This is a genomic window from Streptomyces sp. NPDC001100, assembly GCF_053598575.1.
Genome location: NZ_JBSFKO010000005.1, coordinates 92,722 through 111,495, shown reverse-complemented (window position 1 = coordinate 111,495; position 18,774 = coordinate 92,722). Strand labels below are relative to the sequence as shown.

Below are 18,774 nucleotides of genomic sequence, written 5' to 3'. Positions count from 1 at the left end.
GCTTTTGCGCCGTGACCACCGTCCGGCTGCCGCTCTTCCCCCTGAACTCGGTTCTGTTCCCGGGGCTCGTGCTTCCTCTGAACATTTTCGAGGAGCGCTATCGCGCCATGATGCGCGAACTGCTCAAGACCCCCGAGGAGGAACCGCGCCGATTCGCCGTCGTCGCCATCCGTGACGGCCACGAGGTGGCCCCGACCGCCCAGGGCATGCCGGACCAGACCGCCGTGCCCGAGCGCGGACCCACGGCCGGCTTCGGCCCCGACCCGCTCAAGGCCTTCCACTCGGTGGGCTGCGTCGCCGACGCGGCCACCATCCGGGAGCGCGCCGACGGCACCTTCGAGGTGCTGGCGACGGGCACCACCCGGATGCGGCTGCTCTCCGTGGACGCCTCGGGCCCCTTCCTGACGGCCGAGCTGGAGGAGCTGCCCGAGGAGAAGGGCGACGAGGCCGGCGCGCTGGCGCAGGGCGTGCTACGCGCGTTCCGTCAGTACCAGAAGCGCCTGGCGGGCGCCCGCGAGCGCTCCCTGTCGACCGGCGACGCGGAACTCCCCGACGAACCGGCGGTGGTGTCGTACCTGGTCGCCGCCGCGATGATGCTCGACACGGCGACAAAACAACGCCTCCTCCAGGCCCCCGACACCGCCTCCCGGCTGCGCGACGAGCTGAAGCTCCTGCGCTCCGAGACGGCCATCATCCGCAACCTGCCGTCCCTGCCCGCGTCCGACCTGACGCGCAACCCGACGAGCCTGAACTGAGACCCCGATGGCGAAGAAGTCCAGGAAGCAACAACAGCCCCAGTCCGGCGGCACCCCGGCGACCGTGGCCCTGACGGCCGCCGGAGTGCCGTACGAGGTGCACGCCTACGACCACGACCCCGCCCACCCGTCCTACGGCGAGGAGGCTGCCGAGGCGATGGGCGTCTCCCCCGACCGCGTCTTCAAAACCCTGGTCGCGGACGTCGACGGCGCGCTGACGGTGGCGGTGGTCCCCGTGGCGGGCCAGCTGGACCTGAAGGCCTTGGCGGCGGCGGTGGGCGGCAAGCGGGCCGCGATGGCCGACCCGACCCTCGCCGAACGCACCACGGGCTACGTCCGCGGCGGCATCTCCCCCCTCGGCCAGCGCAAAAAACTCCGCACCGTCCTCGACGACTCGGCCGCCGCCCACCCCACCATCTGCGTCTCGGCGGGCCGCCGCGGCCTGGAGGTCGAACTCTCCCCCGACGACCTGGCGACCCTCACGGCAGCCGTGCTGGCCCCCATCGGACGTGCGTGACCCCTCGACGCCGGCCCCGTCCTCGGTTAAGCACAAGGGGCATGTCGAAGAAAACCAGGAAACGAAAGTGGCGCATCAAGAAGCGCCGCTCGAACCATGGACACCGGCCGGCGTAGGTTCTGCGGTCACTTCTGAACGCCGGTCATCATCCAGCCCGTCCGGCGCCTTCCCACCACAGGCCGGCACCATCAGCCCGTCCGGCGTTTGAGGACGAGGCCGTTCAGGCCGAAGCAGGGGTCTGGGGGCGGCAGCCCCCAGGGACGGGACGGGTAGGGGCGGCGGGGGCGAAGAAACCCCCCGCCCCTACGACAGCGGCGCCCCGTAGACGTCGGTCGCAACACCTTGCGGCTCAGGATCCCGCGGCCCGAACAACGCGGTCAGCCCCAGATGGACAACCAGCGCGGCAATGGACCAGGCCAGCAACGCCCCCTTCGCCCCCAGCTTCAGCGGCGCGGAGAACGTGACCCCCTTGCCCACGGACTTGGCGTGCGCGAGGACGTCCTTCGTCGGGCCCAGCCACATCCCCAGCCGCCACGCGAGCAGCGAGGCCAGCAGCCCACCCACGGTCAGCGCGACCACCAGCGGCACTCCCCCACGCCGCCGCAACAGGAACGCGGCGAGCGCACTCAGCACGCCAAAACCGACCGCGAGCAGAGTGAACGTTCCGTCCACCCCCACCGCCTGCTCCCCCTCGGAGTCCTTGAGGTAGACGACCCAGCTCTTGTCGACCACGTCCCCGACCAGCGGCACATGCGGCGCCAGCCACCACCACAGCAGCCCGAGCAGCACCCCGCCGAGCGCCACGACGACCGTGGCGATCACGGCCTCGATCAGTTCGGTCTTCATTCCGGGCCCGTCCGCGCCGTAGGACGCGTCCTGCGGGGCGTACACGGGATACCCGGCGCTCGGGGCACCGGGGTCACCCTGGGGGCCCTGGTCGCCCGGCGGCTGCCACGGATCGTGCGAGGACTGGTCACGCGGCGGCGGAGGCGGAGTCAGCGGTGCGGTCACAACGCCATCGTGCCAGGCCCGGCTGTGCGGCGCGTCACCGGACGGCAGCCCGACGGTAGGCCCAGGCCGCGACGGCCAGCGAAACGACGCCGACCGCGGCGCATACGGCGAGGTCACCGAGGACGAGCGCCCAGTCGGGATGGGCCGCGAAGGTCTGCGCGAAGGCCTCGACGCCGTAGGTCGAGGGCACCAGATCCCGCAGGAACCGCACCGCTTCCGGCATCCGATCAGCGGGCAGCACACCCAGCAGCAAAGCCGCGGACATACCCAACTGCCCGAGCAGCGTGGCGAGTTCGGGGCGCGGCGCGAGCAGCCCCAGAGCCGCGCCGAGCCCGGCGAGCGCGGCCCCGGCGAGCGGGATCACCGCAGCCAGGATCCAGATGTTCCCCATCGGCAGCCCGAACAGCACACACCCGAAGACGGCGGTGAGAGCGGTTCCCGGCACGGTGAAGGAGGCGTACGCTCCCGCCGCGCCCAGCACCACGGCCGCGGGCGGCACCGGCAGGGTGGCGTAGTGGTCGAGCCCGCCGCTGCCGCGCAGCTGGCCGAAGTACTGCGCGAGCAGGTTCAGTCCGACGTAGGCGACGACCAGCACGGACGAGCCCGCGACGACGAACCGGGCGTCGTGGCTCCCGCCGTCGACGACCCCGCGCATCATGACCAGGATGCCGACCGACTGGAAGGTCGCCACGAACAGCAGCGGGATCCGCGCGACCCGCGCCCGGGACAGCTGTGCCCGGTACACGGCGGCCAGGGAGGGCCACAGCCGCGCCTTCGGCCCGAGCTCGGCAGCGCCTGCCCCGGCGGCCTCCGGCACGGCCAGCGGGCCACTCGGCAGAACATCGGCGGATACGACACTCACGTCGCGCTGCTCCTCTCGACGCCGGCAGTCGCGCTGTCCCATACGGATACGACGGCCCGTGCACTCATGCCTTCACCAGCCCCTGTCCGTTTCCGCCCAGCGTCAGATACACGTCCTCCAGGCTGGGCGTGGCCAGGGTGAAGTCGTCCAGGGCGGCGAAGGCGGCCCCTCCGGTCACCGTGGCGACGGCCACCCGGGCCTCCTCGGGGGCCAGCCTGAGCGTCCAGCGGCGGCCGGACTCGACGGCCCGGTCCCGCAGCGCGGCGACCTCCGGGACGTCCAGCGGCGGTTTCTCCCGCCACACCAGCTCGACCCGCACCTCTCCGGCGACCTGTTCCTTGAGCCCGGCGGGGCTGTCGCAGGCGATGACCCGGCCCTGGTCGAGGACGGCGACCCGGTCGAGGACGGTCTCGGCCTCGATGACGTTGTGGGTGACGAGCAGCACGGTGGTCCCGCGCTCGGCCCGGCGCCGGTCGACGGCGGACCACACGGCCCGCCGCGCCACCGGATCCATCCCGGTGGTCGGCTCGTCGAGCACCAGCAGCGGGCGCTCCCCGACCAGCGCGGCGGCCACGCACGCCAGCCGCCGCTGCCCGCCGGACAGCTTCTTGAGCGGCCGTCCGGCAATGGCCGTAAGCCCCAACTCGTCCAGTACGGCGTCCCGTTCGGCCCGCGCGTCACGCAGGTCCAGGCCGCGCAGCCGGCCGGTGGTCTCGGCGGCGAGCGACACGGTCAGTTCGTCGAGCGCGGAGGACTCCTGGCCGAGGTAGGCGAGGATCCGCGCGGCCCGCTCCGGGTGGCGCACGATGTCGTGCCCGAGGATCTCGACGCTGCCCGCGTCGGGCCGCATGAGCCCGGTGAGCTGGCGCACGAGGGTGGACTTGCCGGCGCCGTTCGGTCCGAGCAGTCCGAAGATCTCGCCCCGGCGGATGTCGAGGGTCACCGCGTCGGTGGCCCGCACCTCGGGGGTGCCGGGCGCACCGCGCCGGCCGCGGACCGCCGGATAGGTCTTGCTGAGTCCGCGCACCGCGCACACGACATCCCCACCGTGTCGAAGTGCCTGTCCCGCGCGCGTGCTCACGTGGACGAGACTACGGGGTCCGCGGCCCCCGCCCGCTCGCGGGTCGGTCGAGAACCGCAAATACCCCGGTAAAGAGCGTCAATCCCCCGCGGGGGCGTGCTCGGCCGCCGTGCGGACGTCGATCTCGCGCCAGAACCCGGCGCGGATCGCGTACCGGTCGTGCTCGTCGATCTGGTCGTCCTTGTGGGCGAGGAGTCCGAAGCGGGCCGCGTAGCGCAGCAGTTCCCCGTCGATGCGGTGCGGGACGCGGGGGTACATTCCGGAGAGTTTCTGCAGGTGGGCGCCCTGGTCGCCGAGGCGGCCCATCCAGCGGCGGGCGAACACCTGGCCCACCTCGAAGGGGTCGCCGCCGACCGTGGTGATGTCCTCCTCGCGGTCGGCCCAGCGCTGCTCGGCGGTGGTCAGCTGCGCCAGCGTCGGCATCGAGGCGACCTCGGGCGGTTCGGCGGCCCCGCCCGGCCGGTCGACCCACCCTTTGTCGGAGGACCAGCGCAGGGTCGCGCTCGCGGGATGCTGCGCGGGCGCGGCGGCCCCCGGAGCCTTCAGGCTCGCCAGGTCCTTCGGGGTGGGCACGCCCTTGGGCGCGGGCACCCGCTCCTGCGTGCCGTTCTCGGAGCCGGCCTCCGCCGCCGAGTGCTCGCCCTCCTCGACCACCTCGCGCGCCGTGGGCGCCGACTCGGGCAGCGGCGCGGACAGGATCGCCGCGATCTCCGGCCTGGGCACGGGCTGCGGAGCGCACACCCCGCCGAGGTCCTTCGCCCGTACGGCCTTGGTGATCCACGTCCGGTCGAGCACCCGCCGCTCGTCGGCCTCGGCGACCAGGTCCTCGGACTGGTTGTAGTCCCCGTCGGCGGCCTGCACGGCCCACAGGTGTACGGCGACGCCGTGCTCCTTGGCGGCCATCATGCCCGGCAGCAGGTCGCCGTCTCCGGTCACGAGGACGACGTCGGAGCAGGCGCGGTTGCGGGCCAGTTCGGTCAGCTCGGCGTGCATGGCGGCGTCGACGCCCTTCTGCGCCCAGCGGCCGTCGCTGCGGGTCAGAGCGCCGAGTCGGACGGTCACGCGGGGCATCACGCGCAGCCTGCGGTGCTCGGGCTGCGGGACGCGGTCGGGGGCGCCGTCGAACCAGTAGATGCGGAGCAGGGGCCGCTCCGTGTCGGACTCGGCGCGCTCGCGCAGGCCCTGGATGAGGGCGGCGTGATCGACGGTGATCCTGGAACGCGAGGGCTCTCCGGCGAGGAGACTGGCCGCCGCCCCCAGCAGGTACCCGGCGTCCACCAGGACGATGCAGCGGTCCACGCGACTCACCCTCTTCCCGGTCGGTTCACTTCGGGCTTGCTTCGAGTCTGCCCGACCGCACAGGGGTTAACGGCCCGAACTCGATCTTCGGCGTGGCGTTTCGGGGCTTCTCTCTCGCATCAACCATGTCACACACGGTAATTATCCGAAATGCGTTCTTCGTCAGCCTATGTGAATCTGGTCGCGGCCCTGGCCCCTAGATCCCCCTCAGGAGGCAGATCACCATGGCCAAGAACAAGAACCGTGACCGTAAGCAGTCGTCGCAGTCGGAGCGCGCCCAGGAGCAGGCCACGTCGTCCTCGATGGAGGCACAGGCCGAACAGCGCATATCCCAGGCGACGCCGAGCGATATGGCCCGCAAGGGCAAACAGAAGCGCTTCGGCCACAACTAGGGCCCGCTTCAAGGGTTGTTGAACGACTGAGGGGCGCGTCCGTTGGCGGATGCGCCCCTCAGTCACTTCTGCGAGTCCCTTGCTCAGCCGGCCAGGCAGGCCGGGCCGAGCAGCACCTTCAGGTCGCCGAACAGGGCCGGGTCGGGCTTCACCCGGTGCCGGTCCAGGCGCAGCACGGTGGTCTTGGTCGGGCCCTGGAGCCTGATGCGGACCTCGCTGTCGCCCCGGTGGTGGCTGAGGATCTCACCGAGCCTGCTCACCATCGGCGGGGTGACCCGGGTCGCCGGGATGGTGAGGATCACGGGCGCGTTGGTGCCCGCGTTCGACAGGTCCGGGACCTGCATCTCCATCGCGACCAGACGGGGCACGTCCTCGCGCTTGTCGAGGCGGCCCTTGACGAACACGATGGTGTCCTCGACGAGTTGGGTCGAGATCAGCTGGTAGGTCGCCGGGAAGAACATGCACTCGATGGAGCCCGCGAGGTCCTCGACGGTGGCGATCGCCCAGGCGTTGCCCTGCTTGGTCATCTTGCGCTGGAGGCCCGAGATGATGCCGCCGATGGTGACGACCGCGCCGTCCGCGTGCTCACCTCCGGTGAGCTGGGCGATGCCCGCGTCGGCCTTGTCGGTCAGCACGTGCTCCAGGCCGAACAGCGGGTGGTCGGAGACGTAGAGACCGAGCATCTCCCGCTCCTGGGCGAGGAGATAGGTCTTCTCCCACTCGTCGGTGGTGAACTCCACGTCGAGTCCGAAGCCGGGCTCGCTGGTGTCCTCGTCGCCCATGCCGCCGAAGAGGTCGAACTGCCCCTCGGCCTCCTTGCGCTTGACCGCCACCACGTTGTCGATCATCGGCTCGAAGTGCGCGGTGAGGCCCTTGCGGGTGTGCCCGAGGGTGTCGAACGCGCCTGCCTTGATGAGGGATTCGGTGGTGCGCTTGTTGCAGGCGGCGGCCTCGACCTTGTCCAGGTAGTCCGGGAAGGAGGCGTACTTGCCCTTCGCCTTGCGGGACCTGATGATCGAGTCGACCACGTTCGTGCCGACGTTGCGCACGGCCTCCAGGCCGAAGAGGATCACGTCGTCGCCCTGGGCGGCGAAGTTGTGCACCGACTCGTTGACGTTCGGCGGGAGCACCTTGATCTTCATGCGCCGACACTCGTTCAGGTAGATCGCGGACTTGTCCTTGTCGTCCTTGACCGAGGTGAGCAGCGCCGCCATGTACTCGGCCGGGTAGTTGGCCTTGAGGTAGGCGGTCCAGTACGAGACCAGGCCGTACGCGGCGGAGTGCGCCTTGTTGAACGCGTAGCCGGCGAAGGGGACCAGGACGTCCCACAGGCCCTGGATCGCCTCGTCGCTGTAGCCGTTCTTCCGGGCGCCCTCCTGGAAGATGGTGAAGTTCTTCGCCAGCTCGTCGGGCTTCTTCTTGCCCATCACGCGGCGCAGGATGTCGGCCTCGCCGAGCGAGTAGCCGGCGACGATCTGGGCGGCCTTCTGCACCTGCTCCTGGTACACGATCAGGCCGTAGGTCACCGCCAGGACCTCCTGGAGCGGCTCCTCCAGCTCCTTGTGGATCGGCGTGATCTCCTGCCGGCCGTTCTTGCGCTCGGCGTAGTTGATGTGCGAGTTCATGCCCATCGGGCCGGGCCGGTACAGGGCCGAGACGGCGGAGATGTCCTCGAAGTTGTCGGGCTGCATCTGGCGCAGCAGCGAACGCATCGGGCCGCCGTCGAACTGGAACACGCCCAACGTGTCGCCGCGGCACAGCAGTTCATAGGTCTTGGGGTCGTCCAGCGCGACGTCGAGGAGCTGGAGCTTGACGCCCTTGTTGCTCTCCACCATCTTCACGGCGTCGTCCATGATGGTGAGGTTGCGCAGCCCCAGGAAGTCCATCTTGATCAGGCCGAGCGACTCGCACTGCGGGTAGTCCCACTGTGTGATGGTCACGCCGTCCGTGTGCCGCACCCAGATCGGGGCGTGGTCGACGATGGGCTCGCTGGACATGATGACGCCGGCCGCGTGCACGCCCATCTGCCGGACCAGGCCCTCGACGCCCTTGGCGGTGTCGATGACCTTCTTGACGTCCGCCTCGTTCTCGTACATCCCGCGGATCTCGCCCGCCTCGCCGTAGCGGGGGTGCGAGGGGTTGGTGATGCCGTCGAGGTCGATGCCCTTGCCGAGGACGTCGGCGGGCATCGCCTTGGTGAGGCGGTCGCCCATCGCGTACGGGTAGCCCAGCACGCGCGCGGAGTCCTTGATGGCGTTCTTGGCCTTGATCTTGCCGTAGGTGCCGATCATGGCGACCTTGTCGGCGCCGTACTTCTCCGTCACGTACCTGATCACCTCGACGCGCCGGCGCTCGTCGAAGTCGATGTCGACATCAGGCATGGAGACGCGCTCGGGGTTGAGGAACCGCTCGAAGATCAGGCCGTGCGGGATCGGGTCGAGGTCGGTGATGCCCAGGGCGTACGCGACGATCGAACCGGCCGCGGAACCACGGCCGGGGCCCACCGCGATGCCGTTGTTCTTCGCCCACATGATGAAGTCGGCGACCACGAGGAAGTACCCCGGGAACCCCATCTGGATGATGACGTCCAGCTCGTACTCGACCTGCTTCTGGCGGTCCTCGGGGACGCCGCCCGGGAAGCGGCGCTCCATGCCGCGGCGGACCTCCTCCTTGAACCAGGTGATCTCGGTGTAGCCGTCGGGGATGTCGAACTTCGGCATGAGGTTCTTGGCCTCGAACATGCCGGTGGTGTCGATCTGTTCGGCCACCAGGAGGGTGTTGCGGCAGCCCTCCTGCCAGGCGTCCGAGGAGTCCACGGCGTACATCTCGTCCGTCGACTTCAGGTAGTAGCCGGTGCCGTCGAAGCGGAAGCGGTCCGGGTCGGAGAGGTTCTTGCCGGTCTGGATGCAGAGCAGGGCGTCGTGGGCGGTCGCCTCGTGCGCGTACGTGTAGTGCGAGTCGTTCGTCACCAGGGGCGGGATGCCGAGCTTGCGGCCGATGTCGAGGAGGCCGTCACGGACCCGGCGTTCGATCTCGATGCCGTGGTCCATCAGCTCCAGGAAGTAGCGGTCCTTGCCGAAGATGTCCTGGTACTCGGCCGCCGCCTTCAGGGCCTCTTCCTCCTGCCCGAGGCGCAGCCGGGTCTGGAGCTCGCCCGAGGGGCAGCCGGTGGAGGCGATGAGCCCCTCGGACCACTGGGAGATGGTCTCCTTGTCCATGCGCGGCCACTTCTGGAGCCAGCCCTCGGCGTACGCGTCCGAGGAGAGCTTGAAGAGGTTGTGCAGGCCCGTCTTGTTCGCCGCCCAGATCGTCTTGTGGGTGTAACCACCGGAACCGGACACGTCGTCGCGCTTCTGGTGCGGCTGGCCCCACTGGATCTTGCGCTTGTTGCGCCGGGACTCGGGGGCGACGTAGGCCTCGATGCCGATGATCGGCGTGACGCCCGCCTTCTTGGCCGTGTGGAAGAAGTCGTAGGCCCCGTGGAGGTTGCCGTGGTCGGACATCGCGATGTGGGTCATGCCCATCTCGTTGCACGCGTTGAACATGTCCTTCAGCCGCGCGGCACCGTCCAGCAGCGAGTACTGGGTGTGGACGTGCAGGTGCGTGAACGGCGGCTTTGACACGGCTTGGCCTCCAGGGACGGCAGGGAAAACGATCGACGACGAGCAGCGGACGGTCTGGGGGGACAAGACCGAATCCTATGCCTGACCACTGACACAAGGCGGGCACTCCCGCGTACCTTCAAGCGTTGGAAAGTGACGACAGACCCGTCACATGTCACGTACCACCCGTACCAGGAGGCACAGAGCGATGTCGGTTCCGCAGCTCAACGACGAGCACCGCGGCGAGGAGATCCTCGCTGTCTTCGACACCGCCTTCGGCGAGCTCCTGGCCGCCGACCCGGCCGCGTTCCGCGTGAAGTTCCGGAAGATGGCGGCCTCCGCCTTCGCCTTCTACCGAGGCACGGCGGCCCTCTTCTACCACGACCTCGACGCGGAGAAGCGGGGCGGCCCGTACCTGGACGACCGCACCTCGCGCGTGTGGATCCACGGCGACCTGCACGCCGAGAACTTCGGCACGTACATGGACTCGAACGGCCGCCTGGTCTTCAACGTCAACGACTTCGACGAGGCCTACGTCGGCCCGTTCACGTGGGACCTGAAGCGCTTCGCCGGCTCCGTCGCGCTCCTGGGGTACGCGAAGGCGCTCAGTGACGAGCAGATCACCGAGCTGGTGAAGATCTACGCGGGCGCGTACCGCGAGCGGGTGCACGCGCTGGCGACCGGCGCGAAGAGCGACGAGGTGCCGCCGTTCACCCTGGACACCGCCGACGGCCCGCTGCTGGGGGCGCTGCGCACGGCCCGCTCGCTGACCCGCTTTGAGCTGCTGGACTCGATGACGGAGATCCGCGACTTCGAGCGCCGCTTCGCGTCGGGCGGCGGCTCCATCGAGCTGGACGCGGCGACCCGGTACAAGGTCCTCGCGGCCTTCGACGGCTACCTGGAGACGCTCCCGGAGTCCTCCCTGGACCGCCCCGACTCGTACCGCGTGAAGGACGTCGTGGGCCGCCGCGGAATCGGCATCGGCTCGGCCGGGCTGCCGTCGTACAACATCCTCCTGGAGGGCAACAGCGACGCCCTGGAGAACGATGTGGTGATCTACATCAAGCAGGCCCAGACACCGGCCGTCTCCCGGCACATCACTGATCCGGCGATCCGGGACTACTTCCAGCACGAGGGCCACCGCACGGTGATCTCGCAGCGGGCCCTCCAAGCGCACGCGGACCCGTGGCTGGGCTGGACCGAGCTGGACGGCTCGGGGCAGCTGGTCGCCGAGGTGTCGCCGTACGCGGTGGACCTGGACTGGAGCGACATCGACGACCCGGAGGAGATCGCCGCCGTCGTCGCCGACCTCGGGCGGGCCACGGCCACCATGCACGCGGCGGCCGACGACCAGTCCGGCGAGTCCCTGGTGCCGTTCTCCACGGAGCGCGCCATCGACGCGGCGATCGCGGCCGACGAGGACGGCTTCGCGGGCGTGCTGGTCGACTTCGCGCACGACTACGGCGCCCGCGCGCGCGGTGACCACCAGATCTTCGTCGACCTGTTCCGCAACGGCCGGATTCCGGGTCTGTAACCATCCGTACGCTCACAGGAACCCTTTAGGGGTCCCTTACCGGAGCACATGACAGACTCACCTCCGCTATGGACATATCCGGGATCCAGCTCAGGGCCGTACGCGCGGCGCTGTTCACGGCACTGGTCGTGACGCTCAGCACCGCGTCGCACGTGCTGCTGTCCCGGGTCCCCCTTCCGTTCGGCACGGTGGCCGCCATCGCGGCCACCGTGTTCGTCCTCGCGTACGCGCTGGCGGGCCGCGAACGCGGCTTCGGACGCATCGCCGCACTCCTCATCCCGCTGGAACTGGCCGCCGACACGGTGTTCACCACCGGCCAGCAGGCCTGCTACGGCAGGGCGGGCGGCCCGGTCGCCGGACCGCTGCGCGCGGTCGGCCTGGACGTGCTGTGCAGCGGCGGCAGCGTGGGCACGCCGCTGGCCCGGATGACCGACGATCCCCAGCAGGCGGCGGCGCTGCTCGCGCACACCGACGCCACCGCCGCCTGGCTGCTGCTCGGCGCGCACATCGGCGTCGGGCTGCTGGCCGCCGCGTATCTGCGCCGCGGCGAGCGCGCGCTGACCGAACTGCTGCGCGCGGCGACGGCGGTCGGCTTCCGGCCGCTGCTGCTCGCCGTCGCCGCCGTGACGGGCAGGCGCACCTCGGCAGTACTCCGGCTGCCGCGCACCACGCACCGCACGACCACCGCCCGTGAGCGGCTGCTGGTGCACTCCCTGGGACGGCGTGGACCGCCGTGCTCGTTCCTTCTCGCGGTCTGAAACAGGGCCGCGCACCAGCACCACGAGCACCCCTGTGTAGTCCCCCCATACGTATTCCGCGCACACCCTGTGCGCGTCCCTGATGGAGATCACCACCATGAGCAAGCGGAACAGCGCGGCGGCGAAGACGGCGGCCCGTGAGCGGCTGCGCGCCGAGCGCGAGCGCCAGGCCAAGCGCGCCAAGGTCAAGCGGCAGATCATCGTGGCCGGTTCGGTCGTCGGCGTCCTCGCGATAGCCGGCGGCATCGGCTACGCGGTCGTGCAGGGCAACAAGCCCAGCTACTGGGAGGGCCTGAAGGACGCCAAGGTCACGGCCCCGGCCAACACCTCGGGCACCAAGGGCACGACGGTCGTCATCGGCAAGTCGACCGCCAAGAAGACGCTCAAGGAGTACGAGGACCCGCGCTGCCCCGTCTGCGCCCAGTTCGAGCAGACCGTGGGTTCGACCGTCGTCAAGGACATCGACGACGGCAAGTACAAGATCCAGTACATCGGTGGCACGTTCATCGACAACAAGGACAACGGCGTGGGCTCCAAGAACGCGCTGAGCGCCCTGGGCGCCGCGCTGAACGTCAGCCCCACCGCGTTCCTGGAGTACAAGTCCGCGCTGTACTCGACGAAGTACCACCCGGACGAGACGACCGACAAGTTCAAGGACGACAGCTACCTCATCAAGGTCGCCAACACCGTCTCCGCGCTGAAGAACAACACGAAGTTCCAGACCGCCGTCAAGAAGGGCACCTACGACGCCTGGGCGATGGCCATGTCGAAGACCTTCGACAACAACAAGGACGGCGTAACGGGCACCCCGAGCTTCGTCATGAACGGCAAGAAGCTCACCGCCGACACCTCGGGCAATCCGCCCATGTCGGTGGCCGACTTCAACCGGGTGGTGGACGCGGCCCTGAAGGGCTGAACCAACGGCCGGCGGAAGAGCGGGCGAACTTTTGCGAGTTCGCCCGCTCTCGTTAATACCGGTCAGTAACCTGGTCGCTCGTGACCAGTCGATACAGAGCTCCCGAGAGCGTCAACTCGCCCTCCCCGCGCCGCCGTACGGTCGTCAAGGCCGCGGCCGCCACCGCCGTCCTGGCCGGCCCGCTGATCGCCGCGCTGCCCGCCGGGGCCGCCACCGAGACCCCCGCCTTCCTCCACGGGGTCGCCTCCGGGGACCCGCTCCCGGACGGCGTCCTGCTGTGGACGCGGGTGACGCCCACCGCCGAGGCGGTCCCGGGTTCGGGGCTCGGCCCGGACACCGAGGTGAGCTGGACCGTCGCCACCGACAAGGCGTTCACCACCATCGTCTCCAGGGGCTCGCTCACCGCGACCGCAGCCTCCGACCACACCGTGAAGGCCGACATCCGCGGCCTGGCCCCGGCCACCGACTACTGGTTCCGCTTCTCGGCCGGCGGCACCGACTCCCCGGCGGCGCGCACCCGCACCGCGCCGGCGGCGGACGCCGACGTGACCGGCCTGCGCCTCGGCGTCGTCACCTGCGCCAACTGGGAGGCGGGCTACTTCTCCTCGTACCGCCACCTCGCGAACCGCAACGACCTCGACGCCTGGCTGCACCTGGGTGACTACATCTACGAGTACAAGTCCGGCGAGTACGGGACGCGCGGCACGGTCGTACGGCCGCACGCGCCGCTGAACGAGATCATCACGCTCGCCGACTACCGCACCCGGCACGGCAGGTACAAGACCGACCCCGACCTCCAGGCGCTGCACGGCAAGGCGCCGGTCATCGCGATCTGGGACGATCACGAGTTCGCCGACAACGCCTGGTCGGGCGGCGCGGTCAACCACACCGAGGGCGCCGAGGGCACCTGGACGGCACGCCAAGCAGCCGCGAAACAGGCGTACTTCGAGTGGATGCCGGTCCGCCCGGCCATCGCCGGCACCACCTACCGCCGCCTGCGCTTCGGCAGACTGGCGGACCTCTCCCTCCTCGACCTGCGCTCCTTCCGTTCGCAGCAGGCGAGTTCGGGCAGCGGTTCGGTCGACGACCCGGACCGTACGATCACGGGACGCGCCCAACTCGACTGGCTGAAGGCCGGGTTGAAGGCCTCGGACACCAAGTGGCGACTGGTCGGCAACTCGGTGATGATCGCGCCGTTCGTCATCGGCTCGCTCACCGCCGACCTGCTCAAACCGCTCGCCAAGCTGCTGGACCTGCCGCAGGACGGCATCGGCGTCAACACCGACCAGTGGGACGGCTACACCGACGACCGCCGTGAACTCCTCGCCCATCTGCGCTCGAACGCGATCGGCAACACGGTGTTCCTCACCGGCGACATCCACATGTCCTGGGCCAACGACGTACCGGTGGACGCCGGCACGTACCCGCTCTCGCCGTCCGCCGCAACGGAGTTCGTGATCACCTCGGTGACCTCCGACAACCTCGACGACCTGGTGAAGGTGCCCGAGGGCACGGTCTCCGCGCTCGCCGCCCCGCTCATACAGCTCGCCAACCGGCACGTCCACTGGGTCGACACGGACCGCCACGGCTACGGCGTCCTCGACATCACGGCCGACCGCGCGCAGATGGACTACTACGTCCTGTCCGACCGCACCTCGCCCATCGCGACCTCGTCCTGGGAACGGTCGTACCGCACGCGCAGCGGCACGCAGAAGGTCGAGCGGACGTACGACCCGGTGTAGCTACAGCGTTTCGAGGAAGCCGAGCGCCACCCGCCAGGTGGCCTCGGCGGCCTCCTCGTCGTAGTCGGGCAGGCCGGGGTCGGTGTACAGGTGACCGGCTCCGGCGTACCGGTAGATCTCCACATCCGCACCCGCCCTGCCCATCTGCAGATACCAGGAGCTGAGCCAGTCGTCCGTCTCGAACTGGTCCGGCTCGGCGACATGCAGCTGGACCGGGAGGTCGTCGACGGAGGCGGTGACCGCGATGTCCGAGGTGCCGTGCAGAAGCAGCAGCCCGCGGGCCTTCTCGTCGCCGAGGGCGAGGGTCTGGCCGATGGAGGCGCCGAGCGAGAACCCGGCGTAGACGAGCCCGCGCTCCGAATAGGGGGCGGCGGCCAGTACGGCCCGCTTCAGCAGCTCGTCCTTGCCGATCCCCTCGTTGAAGGCCATGCCCTCCTCGACCGTCTCGAACGTATGCCCCTCGAAGAGGTCCGGCGTCCACACCTCGTGGCCCGCGGCGCGCAGCCGGTCGGCGGCCTCGCGCACCGCCGGGCGGAGTCCGTACGTCGAGTGGAAGAGCATGATGTTCATGAAGCCATCGTGCCAGTACGGTCGGACACATGGAGAACGTACTGCGCCCGCTGATCGTCATCGGCGGCTCCGTCGTCCTCACGCTGCTCATCGGCTGGGTCACCGACCTGCTGCTGCGCAAGGCGGACGCCCGGCACGACGACACCACGCTGTGGGGTCTGCTGCGCCGCGGCCGTGTGCCCTACCAACTCGTGATCTGCGCGGCCCTGTTGAGAGGTTCCTACGACCAGGCGCAACTGCTGGAGGAACACCGGGTCGGCATCGGCCAGACCCTGACCCTGGTGCTGATCGGCGCCACCGCCTGGCTGATGATCCGGGTCGCGGCGGCGATCGTGGAGTCCTCGTACGCGCGCTACGCCCGCGCCTCCCGCGACGCGGCCCGGGTCCGCCGGGTCCGGACCCAGGTGACGCTGATCACACGGGTGGTGGCGGCGATCGTCGGGGTGGTGGCGGTGGCCGCGATGCTGCTCACCTTCCCCGCGATGCGCGCGGCCGGTGCCTCGCTGCTGGCCTCGGCGGGCGTCCTCGGCATCGTCGCCGGTGTCGCCGCGCAGTCCACGCTCGCCAACCTCTTCGCGGGACTGCAGATCGCCTTCGGCGACATGGTCCGCATCGGCGACACCGTGGTGGTGGACGGCGAGTGGGGCACGATCGAGGAGATCACCCTGACCTTCCTGACGGTACGGACCTGGGACGAGCGCCGGATCACCATGCCGGTGTCGTACTTCACGTCCAAGCCGTTCGAGAACTGGTCGCGCGGCACCCCGCAGATGACCGGCATCGTCTACTTCCAGGTCGACCACTCGGCCCCCGTCGACGCGATGCGCGAGCAGCTCCGCGAGATCCTCCGCTCCTGCCCCGCCTGGGACGGCCGCAGCTACGGCCTGGTCGTCACCGACACCACCCCGAACACCATGGAGGTCCGGGCCCTGGTCACGGCCAAGGACGCCGACGACATCTGGACGGTACGGGTCACGGTCCGCGAGCAGATGATCCGCTGGCTGTACGCGGAGCACCCGTACGCCCTCCCCCGCGTCAACACGGCGGACGCGGCGCCGGTACCGGGCCACGAAACATCACCGAACGGCAGCGGCGCGCACCCCTCGCAGGAGGCGTCGGCCCCCGCCCGGGAACCGTCCGGCCCGAGCCGCGGAGGCTCCCGCCCCGCCCATGAGACCCCGGGCCCGAACCACGGCTGAACGGCCCCGGCTGCTCCGGCCGTCTCAATGGCCGCGCTCGGCACCGCCGTTGACCTGGATCACCTGCGAGGTGATGTGCCCGGCGGCCGGGGAGGCGAGCCAGTGCAGGGTCGCGGCGATGTCCCCCGGGGTAGCGGCCCGCCCGGTCAGGGCCTCGCGGATCCTCTGCTCACGCCGGGCGTCGTCCATCCGCGGGCCGAAGAACTCGGTGTCCTCGGTGTACCCGGGCGCGACCACGTTCACGGTGACGCCGCGCGGCCCCAGCTCCCGGGCCAGATCATGGGCGTAGGGGTGCAGGGCCGCCTTGGCAGCACCGTACGCCCCGCTCCCCGACCCCCGGTACGCGGCGATGGAACTGACGAACAGCACCCGCCCGCCGGGGGACGCGAGCCGCGGCTTCACGGCCTCGGTGAGCAGCGCGGCGCTCAGGGTGTTGCTGCGGAAATTGACGGTCCAGTTGTGTGCGACGGCGTCCAGCGCGTCGCCACCGTCACTTCCCGGCTCCAGAGTCCCGTTGCCACCCGCGCTGTGCACCAGCACGTCCACCGTGCCGAACTCCTCGGCGACGAACCGCGCGACGCCCCGTGCCACTTCGGGCTCGCTCAGATCCCCGGCGTACGTCAGCGCCCCGGGCACCGCGGCCTTCTCCAGCACCTCACGGCGCCGCCCCAGCAGCAACACCTGATCCCCGCCGGCCGCGAAGGCATGCGCCGCGGCGAGCCCGATTCCCGTACCACCACCACTGATCACGACGTTGCGAGTCATGGGGCGAGCCTACAAAGGCAACCGGGAAGTCCTCTCCCGCATTTGCACGACTGCCATGCGCGCAGACGCGGCTCACCTCAGGCTACGGACGTCCAGATGCCGCAGCACCCGGTCCACGATCTCCGGATCCGCTCCCGGCTCGCTCCGCGCCGCCAGCACCTCGTGCCGGGCCGCGCTCATCATCTCCCCCTGGATCCGCCGCATCCGCTTCACCCGCCTGACCCGCTTCTCGTAAGCCTCCCGCCGCTCCCCGTCCCCCACCTCGGGAGAGATCCGCACCCCGATGTCGAACGCCCGCCGCAGCAGTTGCTCGGACACCTCTTCCGGCAGCTCCTCCACGTCCTCGATCTCCCGCAGCCGCCGCTTCGCGGCCTTCGCCGCCCGCACCGCGAGCTCCTTCTCGAACGCCTTCTCGCTGTCGGTGTCGGCCCGCACCCCGAGCCTCTTCACCAGCCACGGCAGCGTGAGCCCTTGGATGACCAGCGTCGCCATGATCACCCCGAAGGCGATGAACACGATCTCGTCCCGGTCGGGGAATGGCGACCCGTCGTCCATGGTCAGCGGAATCGCCAGCGCCAACGCGACCGACGCCACCCCGCGCATACCCGCCCACCACATGATCACGGTCTCCCGCCAGGAGGTCGGGATCTCCTCGTCGTAGTCCCGCTTGGCGTGCAGCCGTTTGGTCAGCCAGGTCGCCGGCATCAGCCACGCAAGCCGTACGACCACGACCACGCCGACGATCGCGCCGGCCCAGCCGAGCATCTCGCCCCAGCGCCCGGACGCCGTACGGATCGCGTTGTGTAGTTCGAGCCCGATGAGCCCGAACGCGACCCCGGTGACCAGCGTGTCCACCACGTCCCACACGGTCGCCCCGGCGAGCCGGGTCAGGACGTCGTCGGCGCCGAGGGCGTACTCGGCCAGGAACAGCGCGGTGGTGAGCACGGCGAGCACCCCGGAGCCGTGCAGTTCGTCGGCCAGGACGTACGAGGCGTACGGCACCAGGAGCGTGAGCCCGATCTGCAGGGTGGCGTCGTCGAGCGCCGACATCAGCTTGTTCGCGGCCCAGCCCAGGGCCAGTCCGACCGCCACGGCCACGACGGCGGACAGTACGAAGTCGAGCCCGGCGCGCCAGAAGTGGAAGCTCCCGCTGACCGCGGCGGCGATCGCCACGTGGTAGAGCACGATGGCCGTGACGTCGTTGAAGAGGCCCTCGCCCTCCAGGATCGACACCAGGCGGCGCGGGAGCCCGAGTTGGCCCGCGACCGCGGTCGCGGCGACCGGGTCGGGCGGCGCCACGAGCGCGCCGAGCGCCACGGCGGCGGCGATCGGCAGCCCGGGCACGATCGCGCTCGCGACGGCGGCCACGGCGAGGGTGGTGACGAAGACCAGGGCGACGGCCAGCAGGAAGATGGGCCGGATGTTGGCCGTGAACTGCCGCCAGGAGGTGCGCCGTACGGCCGCGTACAGCAGCGGTGGCAGCAGCAGGGGCAGGATCAGGTCGGGCGGGACGTTCACGTTCGGCACGAAGTCGGCGACCGCGAGGGCCATCCCGAGGAGGGTCATGAGCACCGGCGACGGCAGACCGAGCCGGTCCCCCAGCGGGACGCTCACCACGGCCCCGAGCAACAGGACGAAAAGCAGGGCCAATTGATCCACGGTCAGGGCTCCGGCGGGATGTCGACGTTCACACAGCGGTCGCTCCAGCCTGCCATGCCGCCCGGCTCACCAGCTCTTTCGACGCCGCCCGGATACAGTGCGCGCCGCGCCG

Annotated in this window: 16 protein-coding genes; 8 read left to right on the top strand and 8 right to left on the bottom strand. The window is 70.2% G+C overall.

What is annotated here, in order from left to right; genetic code table 11:
• Positions 1–11 precede the first annotated feature (11 nt).
• Both ACWDEW_RS08775 and ybaK read left to right on the top strand, forming a co-directional pair.
• Positions 12–755, top strand: a complete 744-nt coding sequence (locus ACWDEW_RS08775; protein ID WP_431249940.1) for an LON peptidase substrate-binding domain-containing protein — start codon at positions 12–14, stop codon at positions 753–755.
• Positions 756–762: 7 nt separating this feature from the next.
• Entirely contained in the window at positions 763–1,272 is a 510-nt protein-coding gene (gene ybaK / locus ACWDEW_RS08770) for a Cys-tRNA(Pro) deacylase (protein WP_450510919.1), read from the top strand.
• A gap of 303 nt (positions 1,273–1,575) precedes the next feature.
• Here ybaK and ACWDEW_RS08765 read toward each other — a convergent pair whose 3' ends face one another.
• The 4 genes from ACWDEW_RS08765 to ACWDEW_RS08750 form a co-directional block, all read right to left on the bottom strand.
• Positions 1,576–2,283 carry a DUF2567 domain-containing protein gene (locus tag ACWDEW_RS08765; protein WP_450510917.1) on the bottom strand — a complete coding sequence of 236 codons (708 nt, stop codon included), beginning with the start codon at positions 2,281–2,283 and terminating at the stop codon, positions 1,576–1,578.
• Between the two features lie 34 nt (positions 2,284–2,317).
• A complete protein-coding gene (locus ACWDEW_RS08760; RefSeq protein WP_450510915.1) occupies positions 2,318–3,145 on the bottom strand; it encodes an ABC transporter permease in 828 nt (275 codons plus the stop codon).
• Between the two features lie 64 nt (positions 3,146–3,209).
• Entirely contained in the window at positions 3,210–4,181 is a 972-nt protein-coding gene (locus ACWDEW_RS08755; RefSeq protein ID WP_450511379.1) for an ABC transporter ATP-binding protein, read from the bottom strand.
• A 123-nt stretch (positions 4,182–4,304) separates the two neighbouring features.
• Positions 4,305–5,525, bottom strand: a complete 1,221-nt coding sequence (locus ACWDEW_RS08750) for an NYN domain-containing protein (RefSeq protein ID WP_450510914.1) — start codon at positions 5,523–5,525, stop codon at positions 4,305–4,307.
• 224 nt (positions 5,526–5,749) lie between these two features.
• Here ACWDEW_RS08750 and ACWDEW_RS08745 point away from each other — a divergent pair, with 224 nt between their 5' ends.
• Positions 5,750–5,917, top strand: a complete 168-nt coding sequence (locus tag ACWDEW_RS08745) for a hypothetical protein (protein ID WP_362979898.1) — start codon at positions 5,750–5,752, stop codon at positions 5,915–5,917.
• Between the two features lie 83 nt (positions 5,918–6,000).
• Here ACWDEW_RS08745 and dnaE read toward each other — a convergent pair whose 3' ends face one another.
• Entirely contained in the window at positions 6,001–9,540 is a 3,540-nt protein-coding gene (gene dnaE / locus ACWDEW_RS08740) for a DNA polymerase III subunit alpha (RefSeq protein ID WP_450510912.1), read from the bottom strand.
• Between the two features lie 187 nt (positions 9,541–9,727).
• On the opposite strand from dnaE, the gene ACWDEW_RS08735 reads away from it, so the two are divergent.
• From ACWDEW_RS08735 to ACWDEW_RS08720, 4 genes are all read left to right on the top strand, one after another.
• Positions 9,728–11,053 (top strand): DUF2252 domain-containing protein, encoded by a 1,326-nt coding sequence (locus ACWDEW_RS08735; protein WP_450510911.1) that lies wholly within the window; start codon positions 9,728–9,730, stop codon positions 11,051–11,053.
• 68 nt (positions 11,054–11,121) lie between these two features.
• Positions 11,122–11,811, top strand: a complete 690-nt coding sequence (locus tag ACWDEW_RS08730) for a hypothetical protein (RefSeq protein ID WP_450510909.1) — start codon at positions 11,122–11,124, stop codon at positions 11,809–11,811.
• Positions 11,812–11,908: 97 nt separating this feature from the next.
• Positions 11,909–12,727, top strand: a complete 819-nt coding sequence (locus tag ACWDEW_RS08725; RefSeq protein ID WP_450510907.1) for a DsbA family protein — start codon at positions 11,909–11,911, stop codon at positions 12,725–12,727.
• A gap of 80 nt (positions 12,728–12,807) precedes the next feature.
• Positions 12,808–14,469 carry an alkaline phosphatase D family protein gene (locus ACWDEW_RS08720; RefSeq protein WP_450510905.1) on the top strand — a complete coding sequence of 554 codons (1,662 nt, stop codon included), beginning with the start codon at positions 12,808–12,810 and terminating at the stop codon, positions 14,467–14,469.
• On the opposite strand, the gene ACWDEW_RS08715 is transcribed toward ACWDEW_RS08720, so the two are convergent.
• Positions 14,470–15,039, bottom strand: coding sequence for a dienelactone hydrolase family protein (locus tag ACWDEW_RS08715; protein WP_450510903.1), 570 nt, complete (start codon positions 15,037–15,039; stop codon positions 14,470–14,472). It lies immediately after the preceding gene.
• A gap of 29 nt (positions 15,040–15,068) precedes the next feature.
• Between ACWDEW_RS08715 and ACWDEW_RS08710 the strand changes: the two genes are divergently transcribed.
• Positions 15,069–16,238, top strand: a complete 1,170-nt coding sequence (locus ACWDEW_RS08710; RefSeq protein ID WP_450510901.1) for a mechanosensitive ion channel family protein — start codon at positions 15,069–15,071, stop codon at positions 16,236–16,238.
• Positions 16,239–16,262: 24 nt separating this feature from the next.
• Here the strand turns inward: ACWDEW_RS08710 and ACWDEW_RS08705 are convergent, their stop codons facing one another.
• Together ACWDEW_RS08705 and ACWDEW_RS08700 are read right to left on the bottom strand one after the other, a co-directional pair.
• Entirely contained in the window at positions 16,263–17,003 is a 741-nt protein-coding gene (locus ACWDEW_RS08705; protein WP_450510899.1) for an SDR family NAD(P)-dependent oxidoreductase, read from the bottom strand.
• Between the two features lie 72 nt (positions 17,004–17,075).
• Positions 17,076–18,662 (bottom strand): Na+/H+ antiporter, encoded by a 1,587-nt coding sequence (locus ACWDEW_RS08700; RefSeq protein ID WP_450510897.1) that lies wholly within the window; start codon positions 18,660–18,662, stop codon positions 17,076–17,078.
• Between the last annotated feature and the right edge of the window lie 112 nt (positions 18,663–18,774).

Excerpts from the sequence above, each read along its gene's own strand:
- ybaK (WP_450510919.1), top strand. The coding sequence starts at position 763 with ATGGCGAAGAAGTCCAGGAAGCAACAACAGCCCCAGTCCGGCGGCACC.
- ACWDEW_RS08745 (WP_362979898.1), top strand. The coding sequence starts at position 5,750 with ATGGCCAAGAACAAGAACCGTGACCGTAAGCAGTCGTCGCAGTCGGAG.
- ACWDEW_RS08735 (WP_450510911.1), top strand. The coding sequence starts at position 9,728 with ATGTCGGTTCCGCAGCTCAACGACGAGCACCGCGGCGAGGAGATCCTC.
- ACWDEW_RS08730 (WP_450510909.1), top strand. The coding sequence starts at position 11,122 with ATGGACATATCCGGGATCCAGCTCAGGGCCGTACGCGCGGCGCTGTTC.
- ACWDEW_RS08725 (WP_450510907.1), top strand. The coding sequence starts at position 11,909 with ATGAGCAAGCGGAACAGCGCGGCGGCGAAGACGGCGGCCCGTGAGCGG.
- ACWDEW_RS08715 (WP_450510903.1), bottom strand. The coding sequence starts at position 15,039 with ATGAACATCATGCTCTTCCACTCGACGTACGGACTCCGCCCGGCGGTG.
- ACWDEW_RS08710 (WP_450510901.1), top strand. The coding sequence starts at position 15,069 with ATGGAGAACGTACTGCGCCCGCTGATCGTCATCGGCGGCTCCGTCGTC.
- ACWDEW_RS08705 (WP_450510899.1), bottom strand. The coding sequence starts at position 17,003 with ATGACTCGCAACGTCGTGATCAGTGGTGGTGGTACGGGAATCGGGCTC.